This window comes from Amycolatopsis tucumanensis (assembly GCF_021654135.1).
GTDB lineage: Bacteria > Actinomycetota > Actinomycetes > Mycobacteriales > Pseudonocardiaceae > Amycolatopsis_E > Amycolatopsis_E tucumanensis.
The window spans coordinates 12798-36971 of record NZ_JAKGSD010000065.1 but is presented as its reverse complement, the minus strand read 5'-3'; the positions used below and the strand labels follow the sequence as shown (position 1 = coordinate 36971).

Annotated in this window: 20 protein-coding genes and 1 pseudogene; 8 read left to right on the top strand and 13 right to left on the bottom strand. The window is 72.7% G+C overall.

The window, feature by feature from the left end; all coding sequences use genetic code 11:
• The first annotated feature begins 29 nt into the window (after nt 1–29).
• The gene (locus L2C96_RS38535) at nt 30–1265 is read left to right on the top strand and encodes a PucR family transcriptional regulator (protein ID WP_020422564.1); all 1236 of its coding nucleotides are present in this window, start codon (nt 30–32) and stop codon (nt 1263–1265) included.
• 235 nt (nt 1266–1500) lie between these two features.
• Nucleotides 1501–2805 carry a PucR family transcriptional regulator gene (locus L2C96_RS38530; protein ID WP_020422565.1) on the top strand — a complete coding sequence of 435 codons (1305 nt, stop codon included), beginning with the start codon at nt 1501–1503 and terminating at the stop codon, nt 2803–2805.
• Between the two features lie 39 nt (nt 2806–2844).
• On the opposite strand, the gene L2C96_RS38525 is transcribed toward L2C96_RS38530, so the two are convergent.
• The 10 genes from L2C96_RS38525 to L2C96_RS38480 form a co-directional block, all read right to left on the bottom strand.
• Complete coding sequence (locus L2C96_RS38525; RefSeq protein WP_157358813.1) at nt 2845–3387, bottom strand: hypothetical protein; 543 nt, start codon at nt 3385–3387, stop codon at nt 2845–2847.
• Between the two features lie 13 nt (nt 3388–3400).
• Nucleotides 3401–4453 (bottom strand): MCE family protein, encoded by a 1053-nt coding sequence (locus tag L2C96_RS38520; RefSeq protein WP_020422567.1) that lies wholly within the window; start codon nt 4451–4453, stop codon nt 3401–3403.
• Nucleotides 4454–5491, bottom strand: coding sequence for an MCE family protein (locus tag L2C96_RS38515; RefSeq protein ID WP_020422568.1), 1038 nt, complete (start codon nt 5489–5491; stop codon nt 4454–4456).
• Complete coding sequence (locus L2C96_RS38510; RefSeq protein WP_237339630.1) at nt 5488–6489, bottom strand: MCE family protein; 1002 nt, start codon at nt 6487–6489, stop codon at nt 5488–5490. Before L2C96_RS38510 ends, L2C96_RS38515 begins: the two co-directional genes overlap by 4 nt.
• The gene (locus L2C96_RS38505) at nt 6489–7490 is read right to left on the bottom strand and encodes an MCE family protein (RefSeq protein ID WP_237339629.1); all 1002 of its coding nucleotides are present in this window, start codon (nt 7488–7490) and stop codon (nt 6489–6491) included. Before L2C96_RS38505 ends, L2C96_RS38510 begins: the two co-directional genes overlap by 1 nt.
• On the bottom strand, nt 7478–8482 hold the full coding sequence (locus L2C96_RS38500; protein ID WP_020422571.1) for an MCE family protein: 1005 nt from the start codon (nt 8480–8482) through the stop codon (nt 7478–7480). Before L2C96_RS38500 ends, L2C96_RS38505 begins: the two co-directional genes overlap by 13 nt.
• Nucleotides 8479–9660, bottom strand: coding sequence for an MCE family protein (locus tag L2C96_RS38495; protein ID WP_020422572.1), 1182 nt, complete (start codon nt 9658–9660; stop codon nt 8479–8481). The genes L2C96_RS38500 and L2C96_RS38495 overlap by 4 nt, the downstream gene beginning before the upstream one ends.
• On the bottom strand, nt 9657–10451 hold the full coding sequence (locus tag L2C96_RS38490) for an MlaE family ABC transporter permease (RefSeq protein ID WP_051123663.1): 795 nt from the start codon (nt 10449–10451) through the stop codon (nt 9657–9659). Before L2C96_RS38490 ends, L2C96_RS38495 begins: the two co-directional genes overlap by 4 nt.
• Nucleotides 10452–10488: 37 nt before the next feature.
• The gene (locus tag L2C96_RS38485) at nt 10489–11271 is read right to left on the bottom strand and encodes an MlaE family ABC transporter permease (RefSeq protein WP_020422574.1); all 783 of its coding nucleotides are present in this window, start codon (nt 11269–11271) and stop codon (nt 10489–10491) included.
• A gap of 528 nt (nt 11272–11799) precedes the next feature.
• Nucleotides 11800–12978, bottom strand: coding sequence for a DUF6801 domain-containing protein (locus L2C96_RS38480; protein WP_237339628.1), 1179 nt, complete (start codon nt 12976–12978; stop codon nt 11800–11802).
• A gap of 217 nt (nt 12979–13195) precedes the next feature.
• On the opposite strand from L2C96_RS38480, the pseudogene L2C96_RS38475 reads away from it, so the two are divergent.
• Nucleotides 13196–13549: pseudogene (locus tag L2C96_RS38475) on the top strand (GtrA family protein); the annotation flags it as partial.
• 41 nt (nt 13550–13590) lie between these two features.
• Here L2C96_RS38475 and L2C96_RS38470 read toward each other — a convergent pair.
• Nucleotides 13591–15663 carry an AMP-binding protein gene (locus L2C96_RS38470; RefSeq protein ID WP_237339627.1) on the bottom strand — a complete coding sequence of 691 codons (2073 nt, stop codon included), beginning with the start codon at nt 15661–15663 and terminating at the stop codon, nt 13591–13593.
• 364 nt (nt 15664–16027) lie between these two features.
• Between L2C96_RS38470 and L2C96_RS38465 the strand changes: the two genes are divergently transcribed.
• Nucleotides 16028–17305, top strand: a complete 1278-nt coding sequence (locus L2C96_RS38465; protein ID WP_237339626.1) for a DUF6801 domain-containing protein — start codon at nt 16028–16030, stop codon at nt 17303–17305.
• A gap of 288 nt (nt 17306–17593) precedes the next feature.
• Here the strand turns inward: L2C96_RS38465 and L2C96_RS38460 are convergent, their stop codons facing one another.
• Nucleotides 17594–18592: an LLM class flavin-dependent oxidoreductase gene (locus tag L2C96_RS38460; protein ID WP_237339625.1), complete on the bottom strand. Its 999-nt coding sequence runs from the start codon at nt 18590–18592 to the stop codon at nt 17594–17596.
• Nucleotides 18593–18602: 10 nt separating this feature from the next.
• The gene (locus L2C96_RS38455; protein ID WP_237339624.1) at nt 18603–20093 is read right to left on the bottom strand and encodes a carboxylesterase/lipase family protein; all 1491 of its coding nucleotides are present in this window, start codon (nt 20091–20093) and stop codon (nt 18603–18605) included.
• A gap of 485 nt (nt 20094–20578) precedes the next feature.
• Here L2C96_RS38455 and L2C96_RS38450 point away from each other — a divergent pair, with 485 nt between their 5' ends.
• Genes L2C96_RS38450 through L2C96_RS38435 form a run of 4 tightly spaced genes read left to right on the top strand, consistent with a single transcriptional unit; the run spans nt 20579 to nt 24162 of the window.
• Nucleotides 20579–22804, top strand: coding sequence for an ATP-binding protein (locus L2C96_RS38450; protein WP_237339623.1), 2226 nt, complete (start codon nt 20579–20581; stop codon nt 22802–22804).
• On the top strand, nt 22801–23208 hold the full coding sequence (locus L2C96_RS38445) for a roadblock/LC7 domain-containing protein (RefSeq protein ID WP_017983289.1): 408 nt from the start codon (nt 22801–22803) through the stop codon (nt 23206–23208). The genes L2C96_RS38450 and L2C96_RS38445 overlap by 4 nt, the downstream gene beginning before the upstream one ends.
• The gene (locus L2C96_RS38440; protein WP_237339622.1) at nt 23205–23591 is read left to right on the top strand and encodes a DUF742 domain-containing protein; all 387 of its coding nucleotides are present in this window, start codon (nt 23205–23207) and stop codon (nt 23589–23591) included. The genes L2C96_RS38445 and L2C96_RS38440 overlap by 4 nt, the downstream gene beginning before the upstream one ends.
• On the top strand, nt 23572–24162 hold the full coding sequence (locus tag L2C96_RS38435; RefSeq protein ID WP_020422583.1) for a GTP-binding protein: 591 nt from the start codon (nt 23572–23574) through the stop codon (nt 24160–24162). Before L2C96_RS38440 ends, L2C96_RS38435 begins: the two co-directional genes overlap by 20 nt.
• Nucleotides 24163–24174: the final 12 nt, after the last annotated feature.

Genomic DNA, 24174 nt, shown 5'->3' with positions numbered 1-24174 from the left:
TCCTTCCGCTTGCCGTGATCGGCCGTAACATGAACGACTGCCCGACGTCACGAAGGGGGTCGTTCGTCCTGGTAGAGAACCGGAACGCGGAGCTGCTCGCCTCCGGGCCGCGCTGGGTCGCCGTCGAACTGCGCCCGCACGCCGGGCGGATCGCGGCCGCGATCATGCAGGAGGTCCGGCGGTCGGTGCCGGCCTACGCGCGTCCGCTCACCGGGACGTTCGGCCGGGCGTTCACCGAGGGCGTCGAGCAGGCGGTCCGGCACGTCATCGAGAGCATCGGCAACCCGGCGATCAAGCACCACGACTGGATCGAGCTGTTCCGCGAGCAGGGCAGGCGGGAGTTCGCCGACGGCCGCAGTCTCGACGCCCTGCAGGCCGCGGCCCGCATCGGCGCGCGTGTGGCGTGGCAGTACGTCGCGCCGGTGCTGCGCAAGGCGGGCGCGTCGCCGCAGGTGCTGGCGCACGCGGCGGAGATCATCTTCGCCTACGTGGAGGACCTGTCGGCCATCGCGCTGGACGGGTTCCACGAGGCGCAGTCCAGTTCCGGCGGCACCATCGAGCGGCGGCGGCGGCAGTTGCTGGAGCTGATCCTGTCCGGCCGCCCGGCTGGGCCGGAAACGCTGGCGAACATGTCGAAGGGCGCGGGCTGGGCGCTGCCGGACAAGGCCGCGATCGTCGCGCTGGAACGCGCCGAGGGCACCGCCGACTTCCCCGTCGAGCTGCTGGACGACGAGGTGCTGGTGGACCTGGAGAGCACGCAGCCGTGCCTGCTGACGACCCGGCCGAAGCGGCACCTGTTCCCGCTGACCGGGCGTTGGAACGGCTGGCGCGCGGCGGTTTCGCCAACGGTCCCGCTCGCCGACGCGCCTGCCGCGCACCGCACCGCCCGGCGCGCGCTCGCGCTGCTGCCCGCGTGCTCGGCCGACGATCCGATCACCTGGTGCGTCGACCGGCTGTCCGCGTTGTGGTTGCTCGGCGAGGACTTCCTCGCCGCCGAGGTGGCGCGGCAGGCGTTGCGGCCGCTGGACGAACTGGGCGGCAAGCAACGCGACCGTCTCGGCGAGACACTGCTCGCGTGGCTGGAAACCCGTGGCGGCGCACCGGAAATCGCCAAGCGGCTGCAGGTGCACCCGCAGACCGTGCGGGCGCGGCTGCACCAGTTGCGGGAGCTGTTCGGCGACCGGCTGGACGACAGCGAGGACCGGTTCAGCATGCACCTGGCGTTGCGCGCGCAACGGCTCGCCGCGCGGGGTGAGCCGTCGTGAGCGTGCGGATTTGTCACGTGGGTGAGGAAAACCGGAAGGCGGGCACTCACCGGGGCGAGGTGCGCTGGTCCGATCGCGCGGTCCGGTTGCTCCGCTCACGCAAGAGATCCTTGCCAAGCACCGGGCGTGGTGCGATGTTGTTCCTCCCGACAAGTGAAATCGAGGTTACCCGGACGACCGAATCGATCGGCTGCGAGGGCAGCGCCGCCAATTTTCGTTGCGATCAGAGGTAATCATGACGACCGATGCCGGTTACCGGCACGGGAACACCGTGCGGAAGAACGCCTCCCGAAGACCGCCCCGCGCGCCGGGACTCCCCCCGCGCCAGCGCCAGAACGCGCCGGACGTCACCGCCGGCATCGGGCGCGCCAGCAGGCTGTGGGCCTCGCTGCCCCGTGAGCTGGCGAAGGCGTTCCGGCCGCACGCCGACGCCATGACGGCCGAGATCCTGCGGGAGATCCAGCTCGCGGTGCCCGAGTACGCGCGGCCGCTGGAAGGCCCGTTCGGGCGCACCATCGTGCGCAGCATCCAGCAGGCGGTCCGGCACTGCATGGACAACCTGGGCAACCCGGCCGCGCCGCAGGAGGCGTGGATCGGCGTGTTCCGGCACCTGGGCAAGGTCGAGTTCAGCGAGGGCCGGACGCTGGACCAGCTGCAGACCGCCTACCGCGTCGGCGGGCGGGTGGCGTGGCGGTATGTCGCGTCGGTGAGCCAGTCGCTGGGCCTGTCGACGGATTTCCTGTGCGTGGGGGCGGAGGCGATCTTCGCCTACGTCGACGAGATCTCGGCGCTGTCGCTGCAGGGGTACGCGGCCGCGCAGAAGCGGGCCGCGGGCACCCGGGCGCGGCAGCGGCGGCAGTTGCTGGAGCTGATCCTGGCCGACCCGCCCGCGTCGCCGACGGCGATCGCCCGCCTGGCCGCTACGGCCGGGTGGCGGCTGCCGGAACGGGTGGTGGCGGTGGCCCTGGAACCCCGCGCCGACCAGCACCACCGCGAGCCGCCGTCGCTGGACAGCGAGGTGCTCATGGACCTGGAGGGGCCGCAGCCGTGCCTGCTGGCCGACCCGCAGCTGGTCACGGCCGGGTCGCTGGAGCCGGCGCTGGCCGGGTGGCGCGCGGTGATCGGGCCCGAGGTGAAGCTGGGCGACGCGGCGATGTCGCTGCGCTGGGCGCGCCGCACGGTGGACCTGGCGCGCCGCGGCGTGATCGACGCGCCGCCGCTCGCGCGCGCGACCGACCACCTGGCGACGTTGTGGCTGCTGTCGGACGAGTTCCTGGTGAAGGAGCTGATCCGGCGGTGCCTCGCGCCGCTGGCCGGGCTGACCGACAAGCAGCGGACCCGGCTGGGCCAGACGCTGCTCGCCTGGCTGCAGTCCAGCGGAACCGCGCCGGACATGGCGGACCGGCTGGGTGTGCACCCGCAGACCGTGCGGTACCGGATGCGGCAGCTGGAGGAGTTGTTCGGGGAGCGACTCAACGATCCGGAGAGCCGGTCGGACCTGGAGATCGCCCTGCGGGCCGCCCAGTTGCTGGACAAGTAGCCCGGGTGCCCGTCGCGGCGGACACCCGGGGCCGCCGGGTCACGCGCCTTCGAGTGCCTGGCAGGTCGGCGCCTTCTGGAAGGCCTTGGCCAGTTCCGGGTTGTCGGTGAGGTCCTTGGTCGGGCCTTCGGTGGTGTTGCCCAGTTTGGCGAAGGCGTCGCTGGCGCCGCGGACCGCTTGCTCGAACGTCGCCTGGTCGCTGACCGGGGCGGACGCCAGCGCCGCGCGGGCCTCGTCGACCGAGGCCTTCGTCGTGTTCAGGGTTTCCATCGCGCGCTGCACGGTGGCCTGGCCGTCGGTCACCGGGGGCGGGCCCTCGCGGGTGATGCCGTCGCCCAGGTCGGTCAGCGCCTGCGACAGCGACGCCAGGTAGGTGACCAGGCCCTCCCGCGCCTTGGTCACGTCGGAGGCGTCCACGCCGGGCAGCTGCGACAGCTTGGTGCCGCCGTCGCGGACGACCGCGCACACGTGGTCGGACCAGGTGATCGCGGCGGCGTTCTCCTCCGGCGCGGCCTTGTCCTGCCCGCAGCCGGCGAGCACCGCCAGACCGGCCAGCGCGCCGGCGACCAACACAGCTCTCACCAGAACCATCTCCTCAGCGTCGGCACCCGGCCGCCGTGTTCAGCGGCGCGGGTGTGGTGTCGAGGCCGTTGCGGTACCGGGTGCCTTCGTACCCGGCGGTGCACGGCAGCGGATCGAAGAACGTCGTGGCCAGGCCGAAGCCCGCGGAGTCGCCCGCGATGACCGTGCTGCCCGCCTCGATCGCCGTCGGCGCGGCCACCAGCAGCTGCTCGACCCCGTCGCGGTGGGCGAGCAGCACCTGGGAGGTCGTGAGCAGGTTCGTCAACAGGGTGGTCAGGTTCGGGCCGGTCTCCCGCAGCAACCCGCTGATCTGCCCGGCGGCGGGCGGCGCGGTGGACAGGATCGTCGACAGGTCCGCGTCGGAGTCGCGCAGCATCGCGGCGATGCGCTTGGCGTCCGCGCCGAACGCGGTGATCGCGCCGGAGTTCTCGATCTGCGTGGTCAGCACGGTGTCGGCGTCGGTGATGAGCTGGATCGTCTGCGGCAGGTGCTCCGCGGCGGACTGCGTGAACGCGGACGTCGCGTCGAGCAGCGCCTGCAGGCTCGGGCCGGTGTCCAGCGTCGCGTCGTACAGCTCGTCCACCACCGACCGCAGCGCGTCCCGCGGCACCGACGCGACCAGCCGGTCCAGGTTCAGCACCAGCTGCTCGTTCGGCAAGGGCAACCGCGTGCGGGACAACGCGATCACCGAGCCCTCGGCCAGCACCGGGCCGCCGGAGCTGCGTGGCCGCAGGTCGACGTACTGCTCCCCCACCGCCGACCGGTTCGTCACCACCGCCTCGACGTCCGCGGGCACCGGCGGGGCGCCGTCGTCGATCCGCAGGTCGGCCTCCAGCCCGGAGTCGGTGAGCCGCAGCTCGCCGACGCGGCCGATCGGCACGCCGTTGTAGGTGACCTCGGCGTTGGTGAAGATGCCGCCGGAGTCGGCCAGCTCGACGCGCACCACGTACCCGCCGCCGCCGAAGAGCCGGTCCAGCCCGGCGTAGCGGGCGCCGACGTAGGTGATCCCGGCCAGCGCGATCAACGCGAACACGATGACCTGCACACGCACCTTGCGGGTCAGCATCTAGGAACCACCACCCAGCGGGAGCGGCGCGGACTGCGGGCTCGTGCCCGAAGTCTGGTTGCCTGAGGTTTGGGCGTCGAAGTCCAGGAACAGGTTGAGGTAGTCGCCCTTGATCGCGTCGAGCGCGGCGTCCGGGAACGGGAACGTCAGCAGCATCTCCATCGCCTCCGGCAGCTGCTGCCCTGCCACGGTCAGCTGCCGCAGCGTCGGCTCCAGCGCCCGCAGGTCCGCGATCAGGTCGTCCTTGCTGCGGTTCACGGTGTCGACCGCGACGCCGGACAGGTGGTCCAGCGAGGTGAGCATGGTGACCAGCTGCTCGCGCTGCCGGGCCAGCACGTCGATGCCGGGCGTGAGGTCGTCCAGCACCCCGGTGATCTGGTCCTTGCGGGCGGACAGCGACGCGGACAGCCGCTCGATCCCGTTCAGCGCCCTGGTGATCTCGCCGCGGTGCTGGTCCAGCCCGGCGACGAAGGTGTTCACCTCGGTCAGCAGGTCGCGGATCTCCGCCTCGTTGCCGCCCAGCGCGGCGTTCAGCTCGCGGCTGATCTGCTGCACCTGGCCGACGCCGCCGCCGTTGAGCAGCATCGACAGTGCGCCGAGCACCTCCTCGACCTGCGGGTTGCGGTTGGTGCGCTCGACCGGGATGCGGGCGCCATCGGCGAGGGCGCCCTGCGGTTCGCCGGCCGCGGGCGGCCCCAGCTCGACGAACTTCTCGCCGAGCAGGCTGCTCTGCCGCAGCCACGCCTCCGCGTTCGCCGGCAGCCGCACCGAGCCGTTCACCACGAGCGTGACCTGCGCGGTGCGGCCGTCGGCGGACAGGTCGATCCGCTCGACCCGGCCGACCGGCACGTCGTCGACCTGGACCGCGGACTGCGGCACCAGGTCGAGCACGTCCCGGAAGCCGACGACGACCCGGTACGGGTGATCGCCGAGGTCCGCGCCGCCGGGCAGCGGCGTGTCGTAGAGCCCGCCGAACGAGCAGCCGGTCAGCAGCGCCAGCGCGGCCAGCAGGGCCGCGGCCAGTGGGGTGCGCTTCATCGGCCGCCTCCCAGCGGCAGGACCGGGCCCATGCTGAACTCGTTGAGGTCGGCCCGGCTGTAGATCGTCGAGTTGGCCGGGTCGTAGGCGGCGAGCAGCCGGTTCAACGCATCCGGCGCCGTGGTCAGCGCCTCGGACAGGGATGCGCGCTGGTTCGCCAGCACCTGGGCCGTGCCCATCAGCTTGTCCACATTGGACTTGATCCGGCCGCGGTTGTCCCGCACGAACTGCTGGATCTGCCCGAGCGCGCCGGCCAGCTCGTCCAGCGACGCGCCGAAGACGTCCCGTTCCGAGGCGAGGAACGCCGACACCCGCGCGAGCAGGTCGGCCAGCCTGCCCACCTGGTCGTCGTTGTCGGCGAGCATCGTGGTGAACCGCTGCAGGTTGTCGACGGTGGCGAACAGGTCGTCCCGCGAACCGCTCAGGGTGGTGGCGGCCTGGCCGAGCTGCCGGATCAGCTCGCCGAGCTGCGCGCCGTTGCCGGTGAGGTCCTCCGCCGCGCTGCTGAGCAGGGCCGACAGCGCGCCGTCGCCGTTGGCGCCCTGCGGGCCGAGCGCGGTGGTCAGGCGGTCCAGGCTCGCGAACAGCTGGTCCAGCTCGACCGGCACCGCGGTGCGGGCCACCGGGATCACCGCGCCGTCGGCGATCTCCGCGCCGCCGCGGTAGACCGGTGCGAGCTGCACGTACCGGTCGCTGACCAGGCTCGGCGTCACGACCAGGGCGGCCGCGTCGGCGGGCACCTGGATGCCGCGGTCCACCGTGAACCCGACCTTCACCTGCTGCCCCTGCGGCTCGACGGTGTCGACCGTGCCGACCGGCACGCCGAGGATCCGCACCTCCGAGCCGGGGTAGATGCCGACGGCCGCGGTGAAGTACGCGGTGAGGTGCTTGCCGCGCCCGCTGTCGCGCACGACGATCACGATCGCGGTGGCCAGCGTCGCGATGATCACGACGAGCGCGCCCCAGCGCAGCCACCTGCCGATGCGGGACACCGTCATCAGCCGCCTCCTCCCGGTTTCGGTGGCATGCACGGACCGCCGTCCGCGGGGACGATCAGCCCGCAGAGGTAGGTGTCGATCCAGTTGCCGTTGCCGATCGCGTCGCCGAGCAGCCGGTAGAACGGGCCGGACAGGCTCAGGCTGCGGTCGAGCGTGTTCTGGTTGCGCTGCAGCACGTCCGTCACGCGGTCGAGCTGTTCCAGCGCGGGCTGCAGCTGCGCGTTGTTCTCGTCGATCAAGCCGCGCACCTGCTGCGAGAGGTCGCGGGTGCCGTGCAGCAGCTGGTCGAGCGCGGACCGGCGCTGGTCGAACTCGGTCAGCAGCACGTTCCCGTCGGTGATCAGGCGGGCGAGCTGGTCGGTGCGCTCGGCGACCGTGCCGCTCAGCTCCGCGGTGCCGCTGAGCAACTGCTTCAGCTGGGTGTCGCGCGAGGAAATCGTCTGCGACAACGCGGCCAGACCGTCCAAAGCGGACCGGACGTCCTGCGGGGTGGCGGCGTCGAAGGTCTGCGCGAGGGTGCGGAAGCTCGCCGCCAGCTGGTCGGTGTCGAGTTCGCCGGTGGTGCGGGCGAGGTCGGCGAAGGCGTCGTTGACGTCGTACGGCGTCACCGTGCGGTTGCGCGGGATCGGCTGGTCCGGGTCCTGTTCGCGCTCGCCGCGCGGGTCGAGCGCGAGGTTCTTGGCCCCCAGCAAGGTCTTGATCCGCACCGACACCGTGCTCTCGTCGCCGACCCACGTGTCGGTGACCCGGAAGGTGACCTTGACGTGGTCGCCGTCCAGCGCGACGCCGGTGACCTCGCCGACCTTCGCGCCCGCGACGCGCACCTCGTCCCCGCTCTTGAGGCCGGCGGCCTCGGTGAACTCCGCGGTGTAGGTGGTGCCGCCCAGCGCGGGCAGCCGGTCCCAGAACAGGGAGAGCCCGCCGAGCACGAGCATCAGGGCCAGCCCGGCGAGGCCGAGGCGGAAGGAGTTGCGTGACCGGAACGACTTCACCGGCGGCACCTCGCCTCGGTCACGGGCACCCCGACCGGGCCGCCGCCGGGCGCCGGGGCGGCGTCGGAGTGCACCGAGCACAGGTAGAAGTTCAGCCACGAGCCGTAGGAGGCGATGCGGCCGATCGACTCGTACTTGACGGGCAGGTTGTTCAGGAACCTCTCGAACTCCGGTGTGTTGTCGCCCAAGGTTCTCGCCAGCTCCTCCAGCGCGTCGATGTCGCCCCGCAGCGGGTCCCGAGCGTCCCGCACGAGCCCGGCGGTGGCGGTGGTGAGGTCGCCGATGCCGTCGATCGCCTCGCCGATCGGCCCGGAGTTCGCGGCGAGCCCGGACACCAGCTGCTGGGTGGCGTCGAGCAGCTGCGCGAGCTGGCCGTCGCGGGCGTTGACGCGGTCGAGGACCTCGTTGAGGTTCGTGATCACCTGGCCGATCACCTGGTCCTGGTCGGCGAGCGAGGACGTCAGCGACGCGGTGTGCCGCAACAGGTCCGCGACGGTGCCGCCCTCGCCCTGCAGCACCTGCACGATCTCGCCGGCGAGCTGGTTGACGTCCTGCGGGGACAACGCCTGGAACAACGGCTTGAACCCGTTGAACACCGCGGTCAGGTCCAGCGCGGGCCGGGTGCGTTCGAGCGGGATCAACCCGCCCGGGTCCAGCCGTCCGGTGCCCGCGCCCTGGTCGAGCGTGATGTAGCGCTGGCCGATGAGGTTGCGGTACTTCACGGCCGCGGTGACCGTCGAGCTGAGCGCGCGGTCCTTGTCGACCTCGAAGGACACCTCGGCGATGCGGCGGTCGACGATCTCGATGCCGGTGACCTGCCCGATGCGCACGCCGGACATGCGGACGTCGTCGCCGGAGTTGAGCGAGGTGACGTCGCTGAACCAGGCGCGGTAGGTGACGGTGTCGCCGTCGCCGCGGTTGGCGATCGTGACGGCCAGCAGCCCGGTCGCGAGCACCGTGACGACCGCGAAGACCAGGCCCTTGATCAGCGGTCGGATCATTTCAGCGTCACCTCCGCGCCACGCAGCAGCGGGTTCACCAGCAGTCCGCTCCAGCCGGGGATCTCGGACGGCCGCTCCCCCAGCACGGGGGCGAGCAGTTCGGCCAGGAACCGCTGCGCCGCCGGGGTGTCCGCCCCCGGCGCGGCCGACCCGGCCGTGGGACACCGCGGTCCGCCCGCCGCGGGCGGCGGGGCGCCGCCCGGTTTCGGCGGCCGCACCGTGAGGTCCACGTGCAGGCCGGGTTCGGCCGTGCCCACCCCCAGGGCCCGCTCGACGACCGGCTTCAACCGGGCGGCCGCGTCGGCCACGCACGGGATCTCCGGGCTGTACTCGGCGAGCAGGTCGAGCACCGGCCTGCTGTCCGCGGACAGGTCGACCAGTGTGTCGTCGTTGGCGTCGAGGAAGCCGTGCGCGTCGTCGCCGGCCGCGGTCACGGTGGTGAACAACGCGGCGAGGTCCTGCTGCTGCCGGGTCAGGGTGGTCGCGGTGGTGCGCAGGTCGGCCATCGCGTCCACCAGGTCCGGCGCGGCGGTGGAGTAGGTGTTCACCGTGTCGGCGAGCTTGGTGATCGCGGTGCGCAGCTCCGGCACCTCCGGGTTGAGCCGGCCCAGGTAGTCGCCGAGGGACACCAGGGTCGTGCCCAGTTCGGGGCCGCGGCCCTCCAACGCCTGCGACACCGCGCCGAGGGTGCTCGCGAGCTTCTGCGGCTGCACGGCCTGCAGCACCGGCAGCAGGTCGCGCAGCGCCTGCTCGACCTCGACCGCCTGGCTGCTGCGGTCCTCCTGGATCACCGCTCCGGCCGACAACGCGCGCGGCGCGGGCGCGGGCGGGATCACCAGGCTGACGTACCGCTGTCCGAACAACGTCTTCGGCAGCAGCCGGGCGGACACGTTCGCCGGGATGTCGCCAATCCGGTCCGGGTCCATCGCCAGCTCCACGTCGACCCAGCCGGGTTTGACGTCGATCGACCGCACGGACCCGACGAGCACCCCGCGGACCTTGACGTCGGCGTTCTCCTTCAGCTGGGTGCCCGCCCGCTCGGCGCGCAGCACCACCGGGACCGCGGAGCTGAAGGCCTTGCCGTAGACGGCGACCGCGAACCAGCCCATGGCGCCGAGCAGTGCGATGAACACCAGGCCGAGCGCGCCGAACACCAGGCGCCTGCGCTGCTCGCTCATCCCGCCACCCGCACGGTCGTGGTGGCGCCCCAGATCGCCAGGCTGAGGAAGAAGTCGAGCACGCTGACCACGACGATCGAAGTGCGCACCGACCGTCCCACCGCGACGCCGACCCCGGCCGGGCCGCCGCCTGCGCGGTAGCCGTAGAAGCAGTGGGTGAGGATGATCGCGACGCTGAACACCATCACCTTCGCGAACGACCAGAGCACGTCCTCGGGCGGCAGGAACAGGCTGAAGTAGTGGTCGTAGGTGCCACCCGACTGGCCGTAGACGGTGACGGTGATCGTGCGGGCCGCCAGGTAGGAGGTCAGCAGGCCGATCACGTACAGCGGGATGATCGCGATGAATCCGGCGATGATCCGGGTCGTCACCAGGTAGGGCATGCTGCGCACGGCCATCACCTCGAGCGCGTCGATCTCCTCGGAGATGCGCATCGCGCCGAGCTGGGCGGTGAACCCGGAGCCGACGGTGGAGGACAACGCGAGCGCGGCGACCAGTGGGGCGATCTCGCGGGTGTTGAAGTAGGCCGAGAGGAACCCGGCGAACGCCGACGTGCCCAGCTGGTCGAGCGCGGAGAAACCCTGCAGGCCGACGACGGTGCCGGTGAACACGCACATGCCGACCATCACGCCGATGGTGCCGCCGATGACGGCGAGCGCGCCGCTGCCGAACGCGACCTCGGCGAGCAGGCGGACCACCTCGCGGCCGTAGCGGGTGAGGGTGCGCGGCGTCCAGGCGAGTGCGCGCAGGTAGAACGCGAGCTGGTCGCCGAGGCGCACCAGGCCGTTCATCGGGCGCTCGGGGTTCAGCAACCGGTGGGTCACTGGCTCAGGCTCCCTTCGCAGGCACGACGCGCAGGTAGATCACGCTGATCACGAAGTTCACGAAGAACAGCAGCAGGAACGTGATGACGACGGACTGGTTGACGACGTCGCCGACGCCCTTAGCGCCGCCCTTCGGGTTGAGGCCGCGGTAGGAGGCGACGAGCCCGGCGAGGAACCCGAAGATCACCGCCTTCACCTCGCCCACCCACAGGTCGGGCAGTTGCGCCAGCGCGGAGAAGCTGGCGAGGAACGCGCCCGGGGTGCCGCCCTGCAGCAGCACGTTGAACACGTAGCCGCCGGTGACGCCGACGAAGCTGACCATGCCGTTCAACAGGACGGCGACGGCCATCGCGGCGAGCACCCGGGGGACGACGAGCCGCTGGATCGGGGAGACGCCGAGGACCTCCATGGCGTCGATCTCCTCGCGGATGGTGCGGGAGCCGAGCTCCGCGCAGATGGCGGAGCCGCCGGCCCCGGCGACGACGAGGGTGGTGACGATCGGGCTGGCCTGCTGGATGACGGCGAGGACGCTGGCGGCGCCGTTGAACGACTCGGCGCCGAGCTGGCTGGTGAGGCCGCCGAGCTGGAGCGTGATGACGGCGCCGAACGGGATGCTGACCAGGGCGGCGGGCAGGATCGACACGCTCGCGACGAACCAGAACTGCTGCACGAACTCGCGAACCTGGAAGGGTCGCTTGAACATCGCGACGACGATGTCCAGCGCGAGGCCGAAGAGCTTGCCGAACTCGCCGACGGCATTGCGGGCGGCGGTGACGGGGGCGGTCATCTCAGGCCACCCCCTGCGTGAGGTGCGCTGGCCGCCGCGCGGCGGGAGCCGGGGAGTCGCCGGGCGGCGGCCCGCACGGGCGGGGCCAGACACGTGCGGGCAGTCACGAGAGGCCACCCCCTGCGCGACATGCGCGCCCGATGTTCACACCACGCGGCGGCGCGCCGGCGGTTGCGGGCCGGCGGCCAGCAGTCACCCTTACCGGGGCGGCCGCTGGCGCCGGCGCGGCCAGGCTCGTGCCGGTGGCCGTGGGAGACCACTCCTGCCCGACACGCGCCCAGTGCGCGCGCAGCCCGGTGTTCGCGCCAGTCGGCGGTGCGCCGGCCGCTGCGGGCCGCGCCGGGAGTCGCCGGGGCGGACGCTCCCACAGGGGCCGGGCTCGGGCGGGCGGTCGCGAGAGACCACCACTTGCGCAACGCACGCCCCGTATCCGCGCCACCCGGCCCTGCGCTAGCCACCGTGCGGCGGGGGCCAGGAGTCGCCGGGGCGGACGCTCCCACAGGGGCCGGGCTCGGGCGGGCGGTCATCTCAGCCCACCCCCTGCGCGGTCAGCGTCGTGGTCATCTTGTTGCCCGGGCCGGAGATCAGGCCCGTCAGGAGCGGGTCCAGGTCCTCGCTCACGCCGCAGCCCGAGAACGCGGGGATGTCGAAAGTGGACTCCATCGTCGACTTGCTGCCGGGCAGCAGCGACGTCTGCCCCTTCATCGGGATCACCAGCGGCGCCACCGTGCGGCAGCCCGGCCCCACCGCGATCGGCACGCCGTCCTGCTTCACGTTGCTCACCACCAGGTTCACGCGGATCGTCATGTCGATCGTCGGCGTGAACAGGCCGCCGCTGATATCCGCGGTGCCCGTCGCCTTGCCTTCCTGCGGCAGCTCGACGTCGCTGGTCACCGGCATGAACCGGAACGCCACGAAGTAGCTGCTCGACTTCGGCAGGTTCAGGTCGCCCTCGATGCGAATCGTGTTCGGCACGTCGCCGGTGAACAGGCCCGCGTCGAACGTGCCCTGCTCCAGCACCAGGTCCGAGCCCATCTTCGCGATGTGCGAGGTGCCGTCGACGAGGAACTTCGCCGTCAGCAACGGCGCTTCCGCCACCGCCGCCGCGACCTCGGGCACCACCGGCACCTCCGCGGCCGTCACCGCCACCCGCGCCAACTCCCCATTGGCCGCCGGATCAGCGGTGCAAGCCAGGTCGGCGTTCAACGTCTCGCCACGCACGACCAGCCGAGGAGCCAGCGAGGTGAGGGAGACCGTCACCGGACCGGCGCCGGCCGCGATCGGCGGAACCCGGCCCGGCAGCGTGATCCGCAGCTCGCCGTCGGCAGGGAGCGGGATCTCCGATGTGGACAGTCCGGTGACGGTCAGTTCCTGGGTGCCCGCCTGCTGGGCGACGCTCAGCTCCACCGCGGCGGACGCGTCCACCGAGGTGCCGCCCGAGTCGCGCAGCGCGTCAACGGCCGCCGCGGGCACGACGAGCGTCACGGCGGCGTCGGACACCGGCACGTTCGCGCCCTGCGCGACGGTTTCGGCGAACGTGGCGCTGAAGGACACCGGCACTTCGACCGGCCCGCCGGCCTGGCACGTGCTCGTGCCGCCGCGGGTCGCCGCGGTGGCGACGGCCGTCGTGGCGGGCGCCAGCGCGGCGGCCACGAGAGCCAGTCCCAGCGCGGCGACAGCGGCGCGACGTGACCGGGTTTGCGTCATCGAACCCTCCGGTAGCGGACCGCGAGGACGTTACCGGCGGGTCAACCAGCGCCACAACGCTTCCCGTTCGATCTTCCGCGCCGGCCGCTTTTCTTGTCACCGGGCTACGAAATACCGCTCCGCGGCCTGTCACCCCCCGGCGACAGAATCCGGTTCGGGGTGGGCGGAAACCGGTTGGTGCACTAGCGTTTCGCCATCCCGCGACGAGGAGGTGGCGATGCGACGGCGGCAGCTGTTCCGGTTCGCCACCGTCGGCGCCGCAACCTTCGTCCTGACCGCCGCGCTCAACTACGCGCTGAAACTGACCGTGCTGACGGGCAAACCGGTGACCGCGCTCGCGATCGCGACGGTCGTGGCCACCGCCGTTTCCTATGTCCTGTCCCGGGAATGGTCGTTCGACACGCGCGGCGGCCGCAACAAATCCGCCGAGGCCGCGTTGTTCTTCCTCGTGAACGCGCTCGCGGTCGGGCTGAACCTGGTGCCACCGCTGGTTTCCCGGTACGCGCTGGACCTGCGGGTGCCGGAGGTGCCGCTCGTGACCCAGGAGGCCGCCGACTTCGTCAGCGGCATGGTCGTCGGCACCTTGCTGGGCGCGGTGTTCCGCTGGTGGGCCTACCGGAAGTGGGTGTTCCCGGCGGCCGGCGCCCACTCCTCCTCCAGCAGCAGCCGTTTGAGCACCTTGCCGGTCGGGGTGCGCGGCAGCTCGTCGACGAACACGACCTCCCGCGGGATCGCGAACCGCGCCACCCGGCGGCGCAGGTACGCGCGCACGATGTCCTCGTCGAGCCGGGCGCCCGGCCGCACGGTCACGAACGCGACCAGCCGCTGCCCGAACTCGTCGTCGGGCACGCCGACCACGGCCGCGTCGGCCACACCGGGCAGCTCGGTGAGTGCCTCCTCCACCGGCCGCGGGAACACGTTCTCCCCGCCGGAGACGATCATGTCGTCGTCCCGGCCCGCGACGAACAACCGGCCGTCGGCGTCGAGGTAGCCGCGGTCACCGGTGTCCATCAGCTCACGGCGGGTGGTCCGGCTGGTGCCGTCGGTGTAGCCGTCGAAGAGCAGGTCGTTGCCCACGAAGATGGCGCCGACCGTGCCGGGCGGCACCGGTTCGCCCGCCGGGCCGAGCACCGCCAGTCGCGTGCCGAGCGGCGGGTACCCCGCGGTGGCGGGGGCGGCACGCAGGTCGGCCGGCGTCGCGACGGAGGCCGCGGACACCTCGGTCGAGCCGTAGAAGTTGTAGAGCACGTCGCCGAAGGCGTCCTGGAACGCGGTGACGAGCGAGGCGGGCAGTGCCGACCCGCTGCTGGCCACGATCCGCAGGCTGCTGGTGTCGTACCGCGCTCGCACCTCCTCGGGCAGCGCCATGATGCGCTGCAGCATCACCGGAACGGCGAACATCGCGGTGCACCGGTGCTCCTGGATCGCCCGCAGGCACGCCTCCGGGTCGAACCGGCGCTGCATCACCAGCGTCGCGCGCAGCGGCATGCCGACCTGCAGCGCGGACAGGCCCCAGCTGTGGAACAGCGGCGCGGCCATCAGGATCCGCTCCCCCGCCCGCAACGGGATCCGCGACAGCAGCGCCACCGCGGCGCCGAGGCCCTTCGGCGTGGGGCGCCGCGCGCCCTTCGGCGTGCCGGTGGTGCCCGAGGTGAGGACGACGATCGGCGCCGGCCGCTCCGGCGGGGCGAACTCGGCGTCCGGGGTGTCGGCGATGACCTCGGTCAGCGTCGGCTGCCCCGGCGGGCCGTCGTCGGCTCCGGTGAGCAGGACCGCGGTGAGCGGCAGCCCGGCGACCAGCGGCGCGAACTCGCCGTCGGCCACCAGCACGCGCACGTCGTGCCGGTCCACCGCGTGGGCGACCTGCGGCCGGGCGAGGCCGGTGTTGAGCAGCACGGTGCTCGCGCCGAGCCGTCCGCACGCCAGCAACGTCTTCACCATCGCGCTGTGGTTGCGTGCCATGATCGCCACGGTGCCGTGCGGGCCGACGCCGACCGCTTGCAGCGCGGCGGCGAGCCGGTTCGCTTCGGCGCTGAGCGCGGCGAACGTGGTGCGGGCGCCGTCCTCGTCGATCACCGCGACACCGCGGGGTGAGCGGGCGGCGGCCGCGGTGTAGCCGCCGGCGAGGGTGGCGCCCCACTGGACCAGCGCACGCAGCTGCCGGATCAGGCGGTCCGGCCGGGCCGGCGCCAGGATTCCCGCCGCGATCAGCGTGTTGGCGACCTGCCGGGTCGACGGGGCGCGGTCCGGCGGCCACGGGTCCGCGGTTCCCCGGAGGTGGCGGTCGATCCGTTCGAGACCGTCCTGCGCCCAGGACCGCACGTCGGCCGGCGCGGGCGCGCGGCCGGGGCTGGGCACGCCCGGGCGGAAGTAGATGACCTTGAGCCGGGTGCCCCGGGGATCTTCGAACAGGCGCACCGACAGGCAGCCGCCGGTGTCCGGCACCGTCTCCAGCACCAGCTGTTCCTCGCGGCGGCTCAGCAGCACCCGCATGTCGTGCTCGACCGGCCGCCCGCTCAGCGTCAGCCGGATCCGGTAGCGCGGGTGGCGTCCGGTGGTGCCCGTCCGCTCGACCGACCCGACGCCCCGGAAGAAGCGGGGGTACAGTTCCGGCGAGCCGATCAGCGGCCACAGCGCCGCCCGCGGCTGGTCGGAGAACAGGTCGAACGTGACGCAGTCGGGCATCCGCGGAAAGTAAGCCTGGCCCCCCTCCCGGTCAAGGCCGGCCACACGTCCTTGGCACTCCCGCGCGGGCCGGACAGCCGCTTTTTGTCATCTCCGTGAGCGCTTCCGCCGGCGGCTGCCGAACATTGTCCGCGCCGTGCGGGTCGGACCGGCGCCGTCACATCGGCCGGTGACAACTTCCTTGGCCCGCAACGACTTTGTTCGCGCACATATTGCCAATGCCGACGCCGTGAAACTAGTTTACCCATCGGTAGCAACCAATTCCGATGACCACGGCGGCCGTTTTCCTTGCTGTCGCGTGGTTTTCGTATCACTGCCGATACACCGGAGGATAGGTGTGCGAACTAGAACCAGAATGAGAAGGATGGTCGCGGCGGCCGCGTCGGCGACCGTCGCGACCGGCGCGGCGCTCACGGCCGTGCTGGCCGGAGCCGGGACCAGTGCGGCCGATCCGGTCTCGCTGACCCTGAACTACAGCTGCCCGTTCCCGCTGATCGGTACCCAGACCCTGCAGATCGTGATCAGCGCGGACATCCCGACGACCGTGAACGTGGGTGAGCCGACCCCGGCCTTCACGGTCACCGCCGTCGCGACCGTCCCGCCGACCGCGACGCAGGGCCTGACCCTCGTCGGGGCGGCCACGGTCGAGGGCTCCGCACAGGCGAGCTCGACCGTGACGGCGCCGGAGGCCACCATCCCGGTGACCGTGCCGGCGACGATCCCGGTGACCCCGGTGCCCGCGTCGGGCTCGTTCGACACGGTGGCCACCGGTGACGCGCCGTCCCTGACCTTCACCCAGGCCGGGCAGGCGACGATCACCGTCGGCGACATCCTGCTGACCCTGCACCCGAAGCGCGCCGACGGCACCGACACCGGGCTGGGCGTCTTCGACTCGCAGTGCACGCAGGTGGCCGGCCAGAACAACACGCTCGCCACCATCACGATCAACGGCGGCACGACGACCGAGCCGACCACCACCGAGCCGACGACGACGGAACCGACCACCACGGAACCCACCACCACCGAGCCCACAACGACAGAGCCCACGACCACCGAACCGACCACGACCGAGCCCACGACCACCGAGCCCAGCACGACCGAGCCGACGACCACCACCAGCAACCCGCCGACCGGGATCGACTACAGCTACGCGCTCGAAGGCGATTCGGTGGTCAAGAAGCTCAACGCCACGGTGCCGCTGTCCGGCGGTATCGACGCGAACCTCGACCTGGCGACCGGGAACTTCACGGCCGACCTGTCGCTGGAGCCGTCGAAGCTGAAGGCCACGCTGTTCCACTTCATCCCGATCACCGCGAAGGTGGCCTTCGAACAGGAGGGCAAGACGACCGGGACGCTGGCGGGCGGTGTGCTGAACTCCACCAGCCACACCACCATCAAGCTGCCCAGCGTGAAGGTCTTCGGCTTCCCGATCAGCAAGTCGCCGAAGTGCCAGAGCTCGGAGCCGTCGGAGATCAACCTCACCTCCGGCCCCGGGTTCGACCCGCTGGCGGGCGGTGACCTCAGCGGCACCTACGCGATCGCGCCGCTGGAGAACTGCGGTCCGCTGACCGGGCTGATCAGCCCGCTGGCGACCGGCCCCGGCAACACGATCGACGTCACCCTGTCCCCCAAGGAGTCCTGACCCGCTGACGGAAACGGGCGCGTCCTCTCCCCCGAGGGGACGCGCCCGCCGTGCGTTCACACGTTGGTGAAGCCGAACAGGTACCCGCGCCGTGCTGGTTGCGGCAGAACCGGTAGGCGGTGCCGGAGGTGGACGAGACCTTGCCGAACGACGAGTACCCGTCGGCCGATCCATCCTTGACGTACACCACGTCGCCGTCGTACTCGACGCACGACGTCGTCGGGCGCGCGCGGCCGGGATCAAGGCCGGTACGGGCCTTCTGCGGCCGCGGTACGGTTGCCGGCGGGCTCAGCGGAGCAGCGGCAGGACCTCCGCGCCGAGTCGCGTCACGTTGGTCAGCACTCGCTCCCGCGCGCCGGCGCCCTCGACGAACAGGATCGTGTGCGCGATGCCCGTCCGCTCCGCCGCCGCGGCCAGCCGGTCGGCGCACGCGCGGGGACTGCCGACCGGGTGCAGCCGGCACAGCAGCTCCGTGTACTCCGCCGCGTCACGCGGGCGGTACGGTCGGCCGTCCACGGGCACGTACCCGGCCAGCCCCTCCCGCAGCCAGTCCGGCATCGACGCGCGCAGCTCGGCCTCGGCGGCCGCGCGGGAGTCGCTCACCTGCGCCAGCACCGCCGAGACGTGCGGCGCCGACGGGTCCTGTCCGGCCGCGGCCGCCGCCTTCCCGTAGTGCGCCACCATCGCGGCCTTCTCCTCGTCGCCGATGTGCATCCCCAGCAGCATCGGCAGCCCGCGCGCGGCCGCCAGCTCCACCGTCTCCCGCGACGTGCACGCCACGGTCACCGGCGGCAGCGACACCGGCCGCGGCACCACCGGCACCTCGCGGAACGCGAAGAACTCGCCAGCGGCGCCCACCGCAGCCGAGGAAAGCGCTTGCACCAGCAGATCCAGGCCCTCGGCGAACCCCCGCTCGTACCGGTCCAGCCCGGTGCCGAAGACTTCGAGGTCCACCCACGGCCCGCCGCGCCCGACCCCGAGCCGGAACCGCCCGCCGGACACCCGGTCCAGCATCGCGGCCTGCTCGGCCAGCGCGACGGGGTGGGCGCTCGACAGCACGCTCACCGCCGTCCCCACCGTGATCCGCCGCGTCCGGCCCAGCGCGTGCGCGGCGAACGTCACCGCCGACGGGCACACCCCGTAGGACATGAAGTGGTGCTCGGCGATCCACGCGTCGTCGAACCCGGCCGCCTCCGCCCGCTCGACCACGTCCAGCGACCGCGCGAGCGCCTCCCCGTCGTCCTGTCCCGGAAACCGCCCGGCGAGGACGAAAACCCCGAACCGCATGACGGCGAACCTAGCGGTCCCGCCAGAACCCGCAGTGGTGCGCCGCGGCGAAGTCCCCGGTCGTGTGAGGGCCGTCCGGGGCTAGCGTGCGCACCTGCTCGTGCGCCGGGTCGTAGCGCGGCCAGTCCGGGCCGGGCGCGCCGGTGCGCACGAACGACGCCCAGTCGGCGACCATCCGCGCCGACAACCGCCGCTGCCCGTCGTCGAACGACGCGCCGCCGCCGAACAGGTAGGACAGCTCCAGGCTGTGCGCGGCGCCGAGCGGGAACGGCGTGCGCGACAGGGTGTCCGGGACCGGGGCCCGCGAGTCACCGAACTCGTAGGCGTAGACCGGGCCGGTGCGGGACAGCGCTCCCGCCATGTCCCGCGCCGGGCACGCGAACGCGGCGTCGGTGAGCGCCGCCGCCAGCGCACGCGGAGCCGAGCCGCCGTGGGCGGTGAGCGGGTACTCGGCGGCCACGGCCGCGGCGTCCGCCCCGAACACCCGCGTCAGCGCGGCCGGGTAGCCGTCGGCGGTGACCGTCTTCCCGGTCGCCGCGTACTGCTGCGCCAGGAACAGGGTGAACTCGTCCCGCGTCACGCCGACGAGCACCGGCACCCTGGCCGCGTCGCCGTCGCGCATCGCGTCGACCGGGTTGACGGGCAGCGCACCGCCGCCGGTCACCGGGCCCGCGACCGGGACACCGGCGAGGTCGTAGTAGCGCGGCGGGGTGAGCAGCCGGGACGGCGGCAGGGCACGCAGGCACGCGGCGGCGCTGGCCGGATCACTGCAGCCGAGCTTCGCCGCGTACTCGACGCTCGCCGCTTCCGCCACCGCGGCCGGGGAATGCGCCTGGCACGGTCCGCTTTGGACGATCGCGGCGCGGAAGAGCCCGGCCGAGCCCGGCGAGACCAGGTGATCGCACACCGACATCGCCCCCGCGGACTCGCCGGCGAGGGTGACCCGCGCCGGGTCGCCGCCGAACGCGGCGATGTTGTCCCGCACCCACCGCAGCGCCGCCTGCTGGTCGAGCAGGCCGAAGTTGCCGGTGCCGCCGTCGTGCGCGAGCGCCGGGTGCGCGAGCCAGCCGAGCGCGCCGAGCCGGTAGTTGACGGTGACGACCACCAGCCCGCGCGCGGCCAGGTCCCGCGCGTCGTAGGAGTCGCCGTTGCCACCGACGAACGCGCCGCCGTGGATCCAGACCAGCACCGGCAGCCGGCCGGGCTCACCCGCGGGGGTGGTCACGTTCAGGAACAGGCAGTCCTCGCTGCCCGCCTCACCCGGCTGGGGGCAGCGCGCGCCGGGCGCGGTGGCGTCCCGCACGCCCGTCCACACCGGACCGGGCGCGGGCGGCTGCCAGCGCGCCGCGGTGGCGTACGGGATGCCTTGGAACAGCCGGTGTCCGTCGGTCACTGTGCCGCGGACCTGTCCGGCGGCGAGGGACACGACGTCCGGCGGGGCGGGCGCGGGCGCCGCGCAGGCGGCCAGGACGACGGCGAGGAGCAGGAGCAGGCGCGTCACGGTCGGGTGGCCACCGGTTTCGTCGTCACCGGTGCAGCCTAGACGGTGCGGAACCGGCGATCGCATGTGGATTCGGCGCCGCCGGAAAATGTCTCACCGACCAATACCGCAATTCGGTTTTCACCCGGCAATGCCGGTCGTTTTACCCACGGTGCCCCATTGACCATTCACCCGCCATTAACCGGAGAACTCTCGGTGACCGTTCGGGAACAGCCCGCGGACCACCACAGAGGGGCCATTGCGACATTTGGCCGAACATCGTTCACCAGGTGTGACGCGCAGGGTTGACAAGGTCGCCCGGCTGCGGTTTTCTCCTGACACCGATCACCTGGGGAAGCCAATCACCGCGTTCCGCTTTCGCCGCGATCCCGCGCGGAACGGGGCATGGACACGAATCGGGCGGGCTGGGAGAAATGGATACTGCGGGCTCCGGCCCTGGGGCATGGCATCCGCGCGGCTGGAGCCTGCGCACGAAGATCTCGGTCGTGTTGCTGCTGCCGGTCGTGGTCGCGCTGGCGCTGGCCGGGGCGCGGGTGCGGGCCGAGCTCGCCGAGGCGAGCAAGCTCAGCGCGGTGCGTGACCAGCTGCCCGCGCTGCAGTCGACCCTGGACCTCACCGCGCTCGTCGAGGACGAGATGGTGCTGGCCGTCGCCTCGCCCGGCAGCAGCGAGCTGGGCAGGCAGATCTCCACCGTCGACGCGAAGACCGCCGCCGTGCAGAAGCAGGCCGAGTTCGCGGAGCTGCCCGCGGACACCGCGCGGACGCTGGACACCGCGGTCGGGCGGCTGGCCGGGCTGCGGATGGCAGGCGCCGCGACGGGTTCGGCCACGGTGGCGATGACCGCCGGCTACCACGACGTCGCGGTGGACCTGAGCCGGATCCTGCCGGAGTCCATCGCCGCCGCGGGCAGCTCCGCGATGGACACCACGGCGGCGACCGCGGGCGCGCTGATGCAGCTGCGCACCACCCGCGCGGTCGAGGAGGCGCTGATCCGCGCGTCGGTCACCGGCCCGGTCAACGACACGCTGCTGGCCGCCGCCGCCCGCGCGGCCGCCGAGGAGGGCGTGCTGGCGAGCCAGGTCGAGCGCGGCCTGCCGCAGGAGGTGATCGGGCGGTTCCGGTCCATCACGGGCAGCAACAGCAACCGCCAGGCCGTCCTGCTGGACGCGCTCACGACCGGCGACGGGAGCAGGCTGCCCGGCCTGCTCACCGCGCTGTCGACCGAATCGGCGGCGCTGTCCGACCTGCTGGCGGGACAGGTGCGCGACCTGGCGGCCACCGTCGGCGAGCGCACCAACGAGGCCCGCTCCAGCGCCCTGCGTGACACCGCGCTCGTGCTGGGCGCGCTGCTGGGGGCGCTGGCCATCGCGTTGCTCGTCGCACGCTCGCTGGTGACGCCGGTGCGCCGCCTGCACGCGGCCGCGCTGACCGCCGCGCGCCGCGAGCTGCCGGAGACGATCGAGAAGGTCCGGGCAGGCGAATCGGTGTCCTGGGAGTCGATCGAGCCGGTCCCGGTGGACGGCGACGAGGAGATCGGGCAGCTGGCGCAGGCCTTCGGCGACATGCACCGGCAGGCCGTGCGCCTGGCCGCCGACCAGGCCGAGCTGCGCCGCCAGGTCAGCGAGATGTTCATGACGCTGGCCCGCCGCAACCAGTCGCTGGTCGAGCAGCAGCTCACCCTCATCGAGGACCTGGAAGCCGACGAGCGCAACCCGCAGCGCCTGGAGGAGCTGTTCCGCCTCGACCACATGGCGACGCGGCTGCGCCGCAACGGCGAAAACCTCCAGGTCCTCGCGGGCGGCAGCCCGGCGCGGCGGGACCACGGCCCGGTCTCCACCGCCGAGCTGCTGCGCGCCGCGACGTCCGAGGTGAAGGACTACCGGCGGGTCACCATCGTCAACGCCCCCAACGGCGCGCTGCGCTCGCACGCCGCCAGCGACGTCGTGCACATCCTCGCCGAGCTGCTGGAGAACGCGATCCGGTTCTCCCCGCCCGAGCACAAGGTGCTGCTCACCGCCGACCGCGGCGCCGACGGCGGGCTGCTCGTCGAGGTGGTCGACAGCGGACTGGGCATGCAGCCGGACGACCTGGCCTCGGCCAACCAGCGGCTGGCCTCCGGCGACACGGTCAGCCCGGAGACCACCCGGCGGATGGGCCTGTTCGTGGTGGGGCGGCTGGCCGCCCCGCTCGGGGTCACGGTGCGCCTGCGGCCGACGCACCCGGGCGCGAACCACGGCGGCATCACGGCCAGCGTGCACGTCCCGGGCGCACTGGTCCTCGCCGACGGCCTCGCCGCGCCCGACCCGGCGCCCGTGCGCCGCGAGCCGGTGCCCGCGCAGGCCCGCCCCGCCGCCACGCCCGTGCGCACCCCGATCTTCGACGGAGTGGTGTCCGGGTGGTTCGCCGAGCAGCCGGGGCCGGACTTCAGCAGCCCGGCCGACGAGAGCTGGCGCGCCGCGGAGATCGCGACCGAGCAGCCGGTCGCGGCTCAGGTCACCAGCGCCGGGCTGCCGACGCGCCGCCCCGGTGCGCAGCTCGCGCCGGGCGCGGCCATGCCGCGGCAGGCCGCGGCACCCGATCCGGCCGGTTTCCGCGACCCGAACGCGGTCCGGAACAACCTGGCCAGGCACTACAACGGAATGCGCGCCGCTCGCGCCCGCACGGGGAACGGGAACGGGCAGGCACCACAGGGGAAGGCGGAACCACGATGACCGAAGAGCACGGCCCGGGCTGGCTCGTGTCGGCGTTCACCCAGGAGGTGGCCGGGGTCGCGCACGCCGCGCTGGTGTCCGCGGACGGCCTGCTGGTGGCGGCGAACGAGAGCCTGCCCAAGGACCGGGCGGACCAGCTCTCGGCGATCGCGTCCGGGCTCGCGAGCCTCGCCGTCGGCACGGCGGAGCTGTTCACCGCGGGCCGCGTCGTGCAGTCGGTGATCGAGATGGAGGACGGGTTCCTGCTGCTGATGAGCGTCGGGGACGGGTCGAACCTCGTCGTGCTCGCGAGCCCGGGTTGCGACATCGGGCTGGTCGGGTACGAGATGACGCTCCTGGTCGACCGCGTCGGCCGCATGGTCGAGACGCCGGCGCGCCAAGTCGCGTACCGGGCAAGGCCGTGAGTGAGCCCGACAGCTTCGGGGACCGCAGGCCGAACTCCCGCTCGCCGTCCCTGGCTCGCCCGTACGCCTGGACCGAGGGCCGCACGCAGCCCGCGGTCGAGCTGGCCATCGAAGCGCTGGTCCACACCACGACCGAAGGCCAGACCCTGCCCTACAACCGCGCGAGCGCGCCGTCGGTGGTGACGCAGCTGTGCCTGCGGCCCCGCTCGGTCGCCGAGATCGCGGCGCACCTGAACATCCCGCTCGGTGTGGCGAAGGTGATCGTGAGCGACCTGCTCGGCGCCGGGCTGGTGACCGTGCGGGACACCCTCGGCGACAACGCCACCTGGGACGAACGCCACGACCTCCTGGAAAGGGTCCTGAGTGGACTACGCACGCTCTGAGACGCTGAACCGCATCACCTCGGCCAAGATCGTGGTGGCCGGCGGGTTCGGTGTCGGCAAGACGACGTTCGTCGGGTCGATCTCGGAGATCATCCCGCTGCGGACGGAAGCGGCGATGACCGAGGCGTCGGTCGGCGTCGACGAGGTCGGCGCGATCCCCGGCAAGGCGGCGACGACGGTGGCCATGGACTTCGGCCGCATCACGCTCGCGCACGACCTGGTGCTGTACCTGTTCGGCACGCCGGGCCAGCACCGGTTCTGGTTCATGTGGGACGACCTGGTGCGCGGCGCGATCGGCGCGGTGGTGCTGGTGGACACGCGGCGCCTGGCGGACTGCTTCCCCGCGATCGACTTCTTCGAGACCCGCCGCCTGCCGTTCGTGGTGGCGCTCAACCAGTTCCCCGGCGCGCGGCGGCACTCGGTCGACGCGGTGCGGGAAGCGCTTTCCGTCGCGCCCGATGTCCCGGTCATCACCTGCGACGCCCGGTCCGCCGACTCGACGAAGCAGACCCTGATCACCACCAGCGAGCACGCGATGGCGCAGATGCGGGCCCGGCTGCGCCGCCGGTAGACGAGGAGCTTG

What these genes read in the sequence shown, in the direction of transcription:
- L2C96_RS38510 (WP_237339630.1), bottom strand. Translation starts at nt 6,489, where the DNA reads ATGACGGTGTCCCGCATCGGCAGGTGGCTGCGCTGGGGCGCGCTCGTC.
- L2C96_RS38520 (WP_020422567.1), bottom strand. Translation starts at nt 4,453, where the DNA reads ATGCTGACCCGCAAGGTGCGTGTGCAGGTCATCGTGTTCGCGTTGATC.
- L2C96_RS38495 (WP_020422572.1), bottom strand. Translation starts at nt 9,660, where the DNA reads ATGAGCGAGCAGCGCAGGCGCCTGGTGTTCGGCGCGCTCGGCCTGGTG.
- L2C96_RS38515 (WP_020422568.1), bottom strand. Translation starts at nt 5,491, where the DNA reads ATGAAGCGCACCCCACTGGCCGCGGCCCTGCTGGCCGCGCTGGCGCTG.
- L2C96_RS38470 (WP_237339627.1), bottom strand. Translation starts at nt 15,663, where the DNA reads ATGCCCGACTGCGTCACGTTCGACCTGTTCTCCGACCAGCCGCGGGCG.
- L2C96_RS38485 (WP_020422574.1), bottom strand. Translation starts at nt 11,271, where the DNA reads ATGACCGCCCCCGTCACCGCCGCCCGCAATGCCGTCGGCGAGTTCGGC.
- L2C96_RS38500 (WP_020422571.1), bottom strand. Translation starts at nt 8,482, where the DNA reads ATGATCCGACCGCTGATCAAGGGCCTGGTCTTCGCGGTCGTCACGGTG.
- L2C96_RS38535 (WP_020422564.1), top strand. Translation starts at nt 30, where the DNA reads ATGAACGACTGCCCGACGTCACGAAGGGGGTCGTTCGTCCTGGTAGAG.
- L2C96_RS38490 (WP_051123663.1), bottom strand. Translation starts at nt 10,451, where the DNA reads ATGAACGGCCTGGTGCGCCTCGGCGACCAGCTCGCGTTCTACCTGCGC.
- L2C96_RS38480 (WP_237339628.1), bottom strand. Translation starts at nt 12,978, where the DNA reads ATGACGCAAACCCGGTCACGTCGCGCCGCTGTCGCCGCGCTGGGACTG.
- L2C96_RS38530 (WP_020422565.1), top strand. Translation starts at nt 1,501, where the DNA reads ATGACGACCGATGCCGGTTACCGGCACGGGAACACCGTGCGGAAGAAC.
- L2C96_RS38445 (WP_017983289.1), top strand. Translation starts at nt 22,801, where the DNA reads ATGACCGAAGAGCACGGCCCGGGCTGGCTCGTGTCGGCGTTCACCCAG.
- L2C96_RS38465 (WP_237339626.1), top strand. Translation starts at nt 16,028, where the DNA reads ATGGTCGCGGCGGCCGCGTCGGCGACCGTCGCGACCGGCGCGGCGCTC.
- L2C96_RS38460 (WP_237339625.1), bottom strand. Translation starts at nt 18,592, where the DNA reads ATGCGGTTCGGGGTTTTCGTCCTCGCCGGGCGGTTTCCGGGACAGGAC.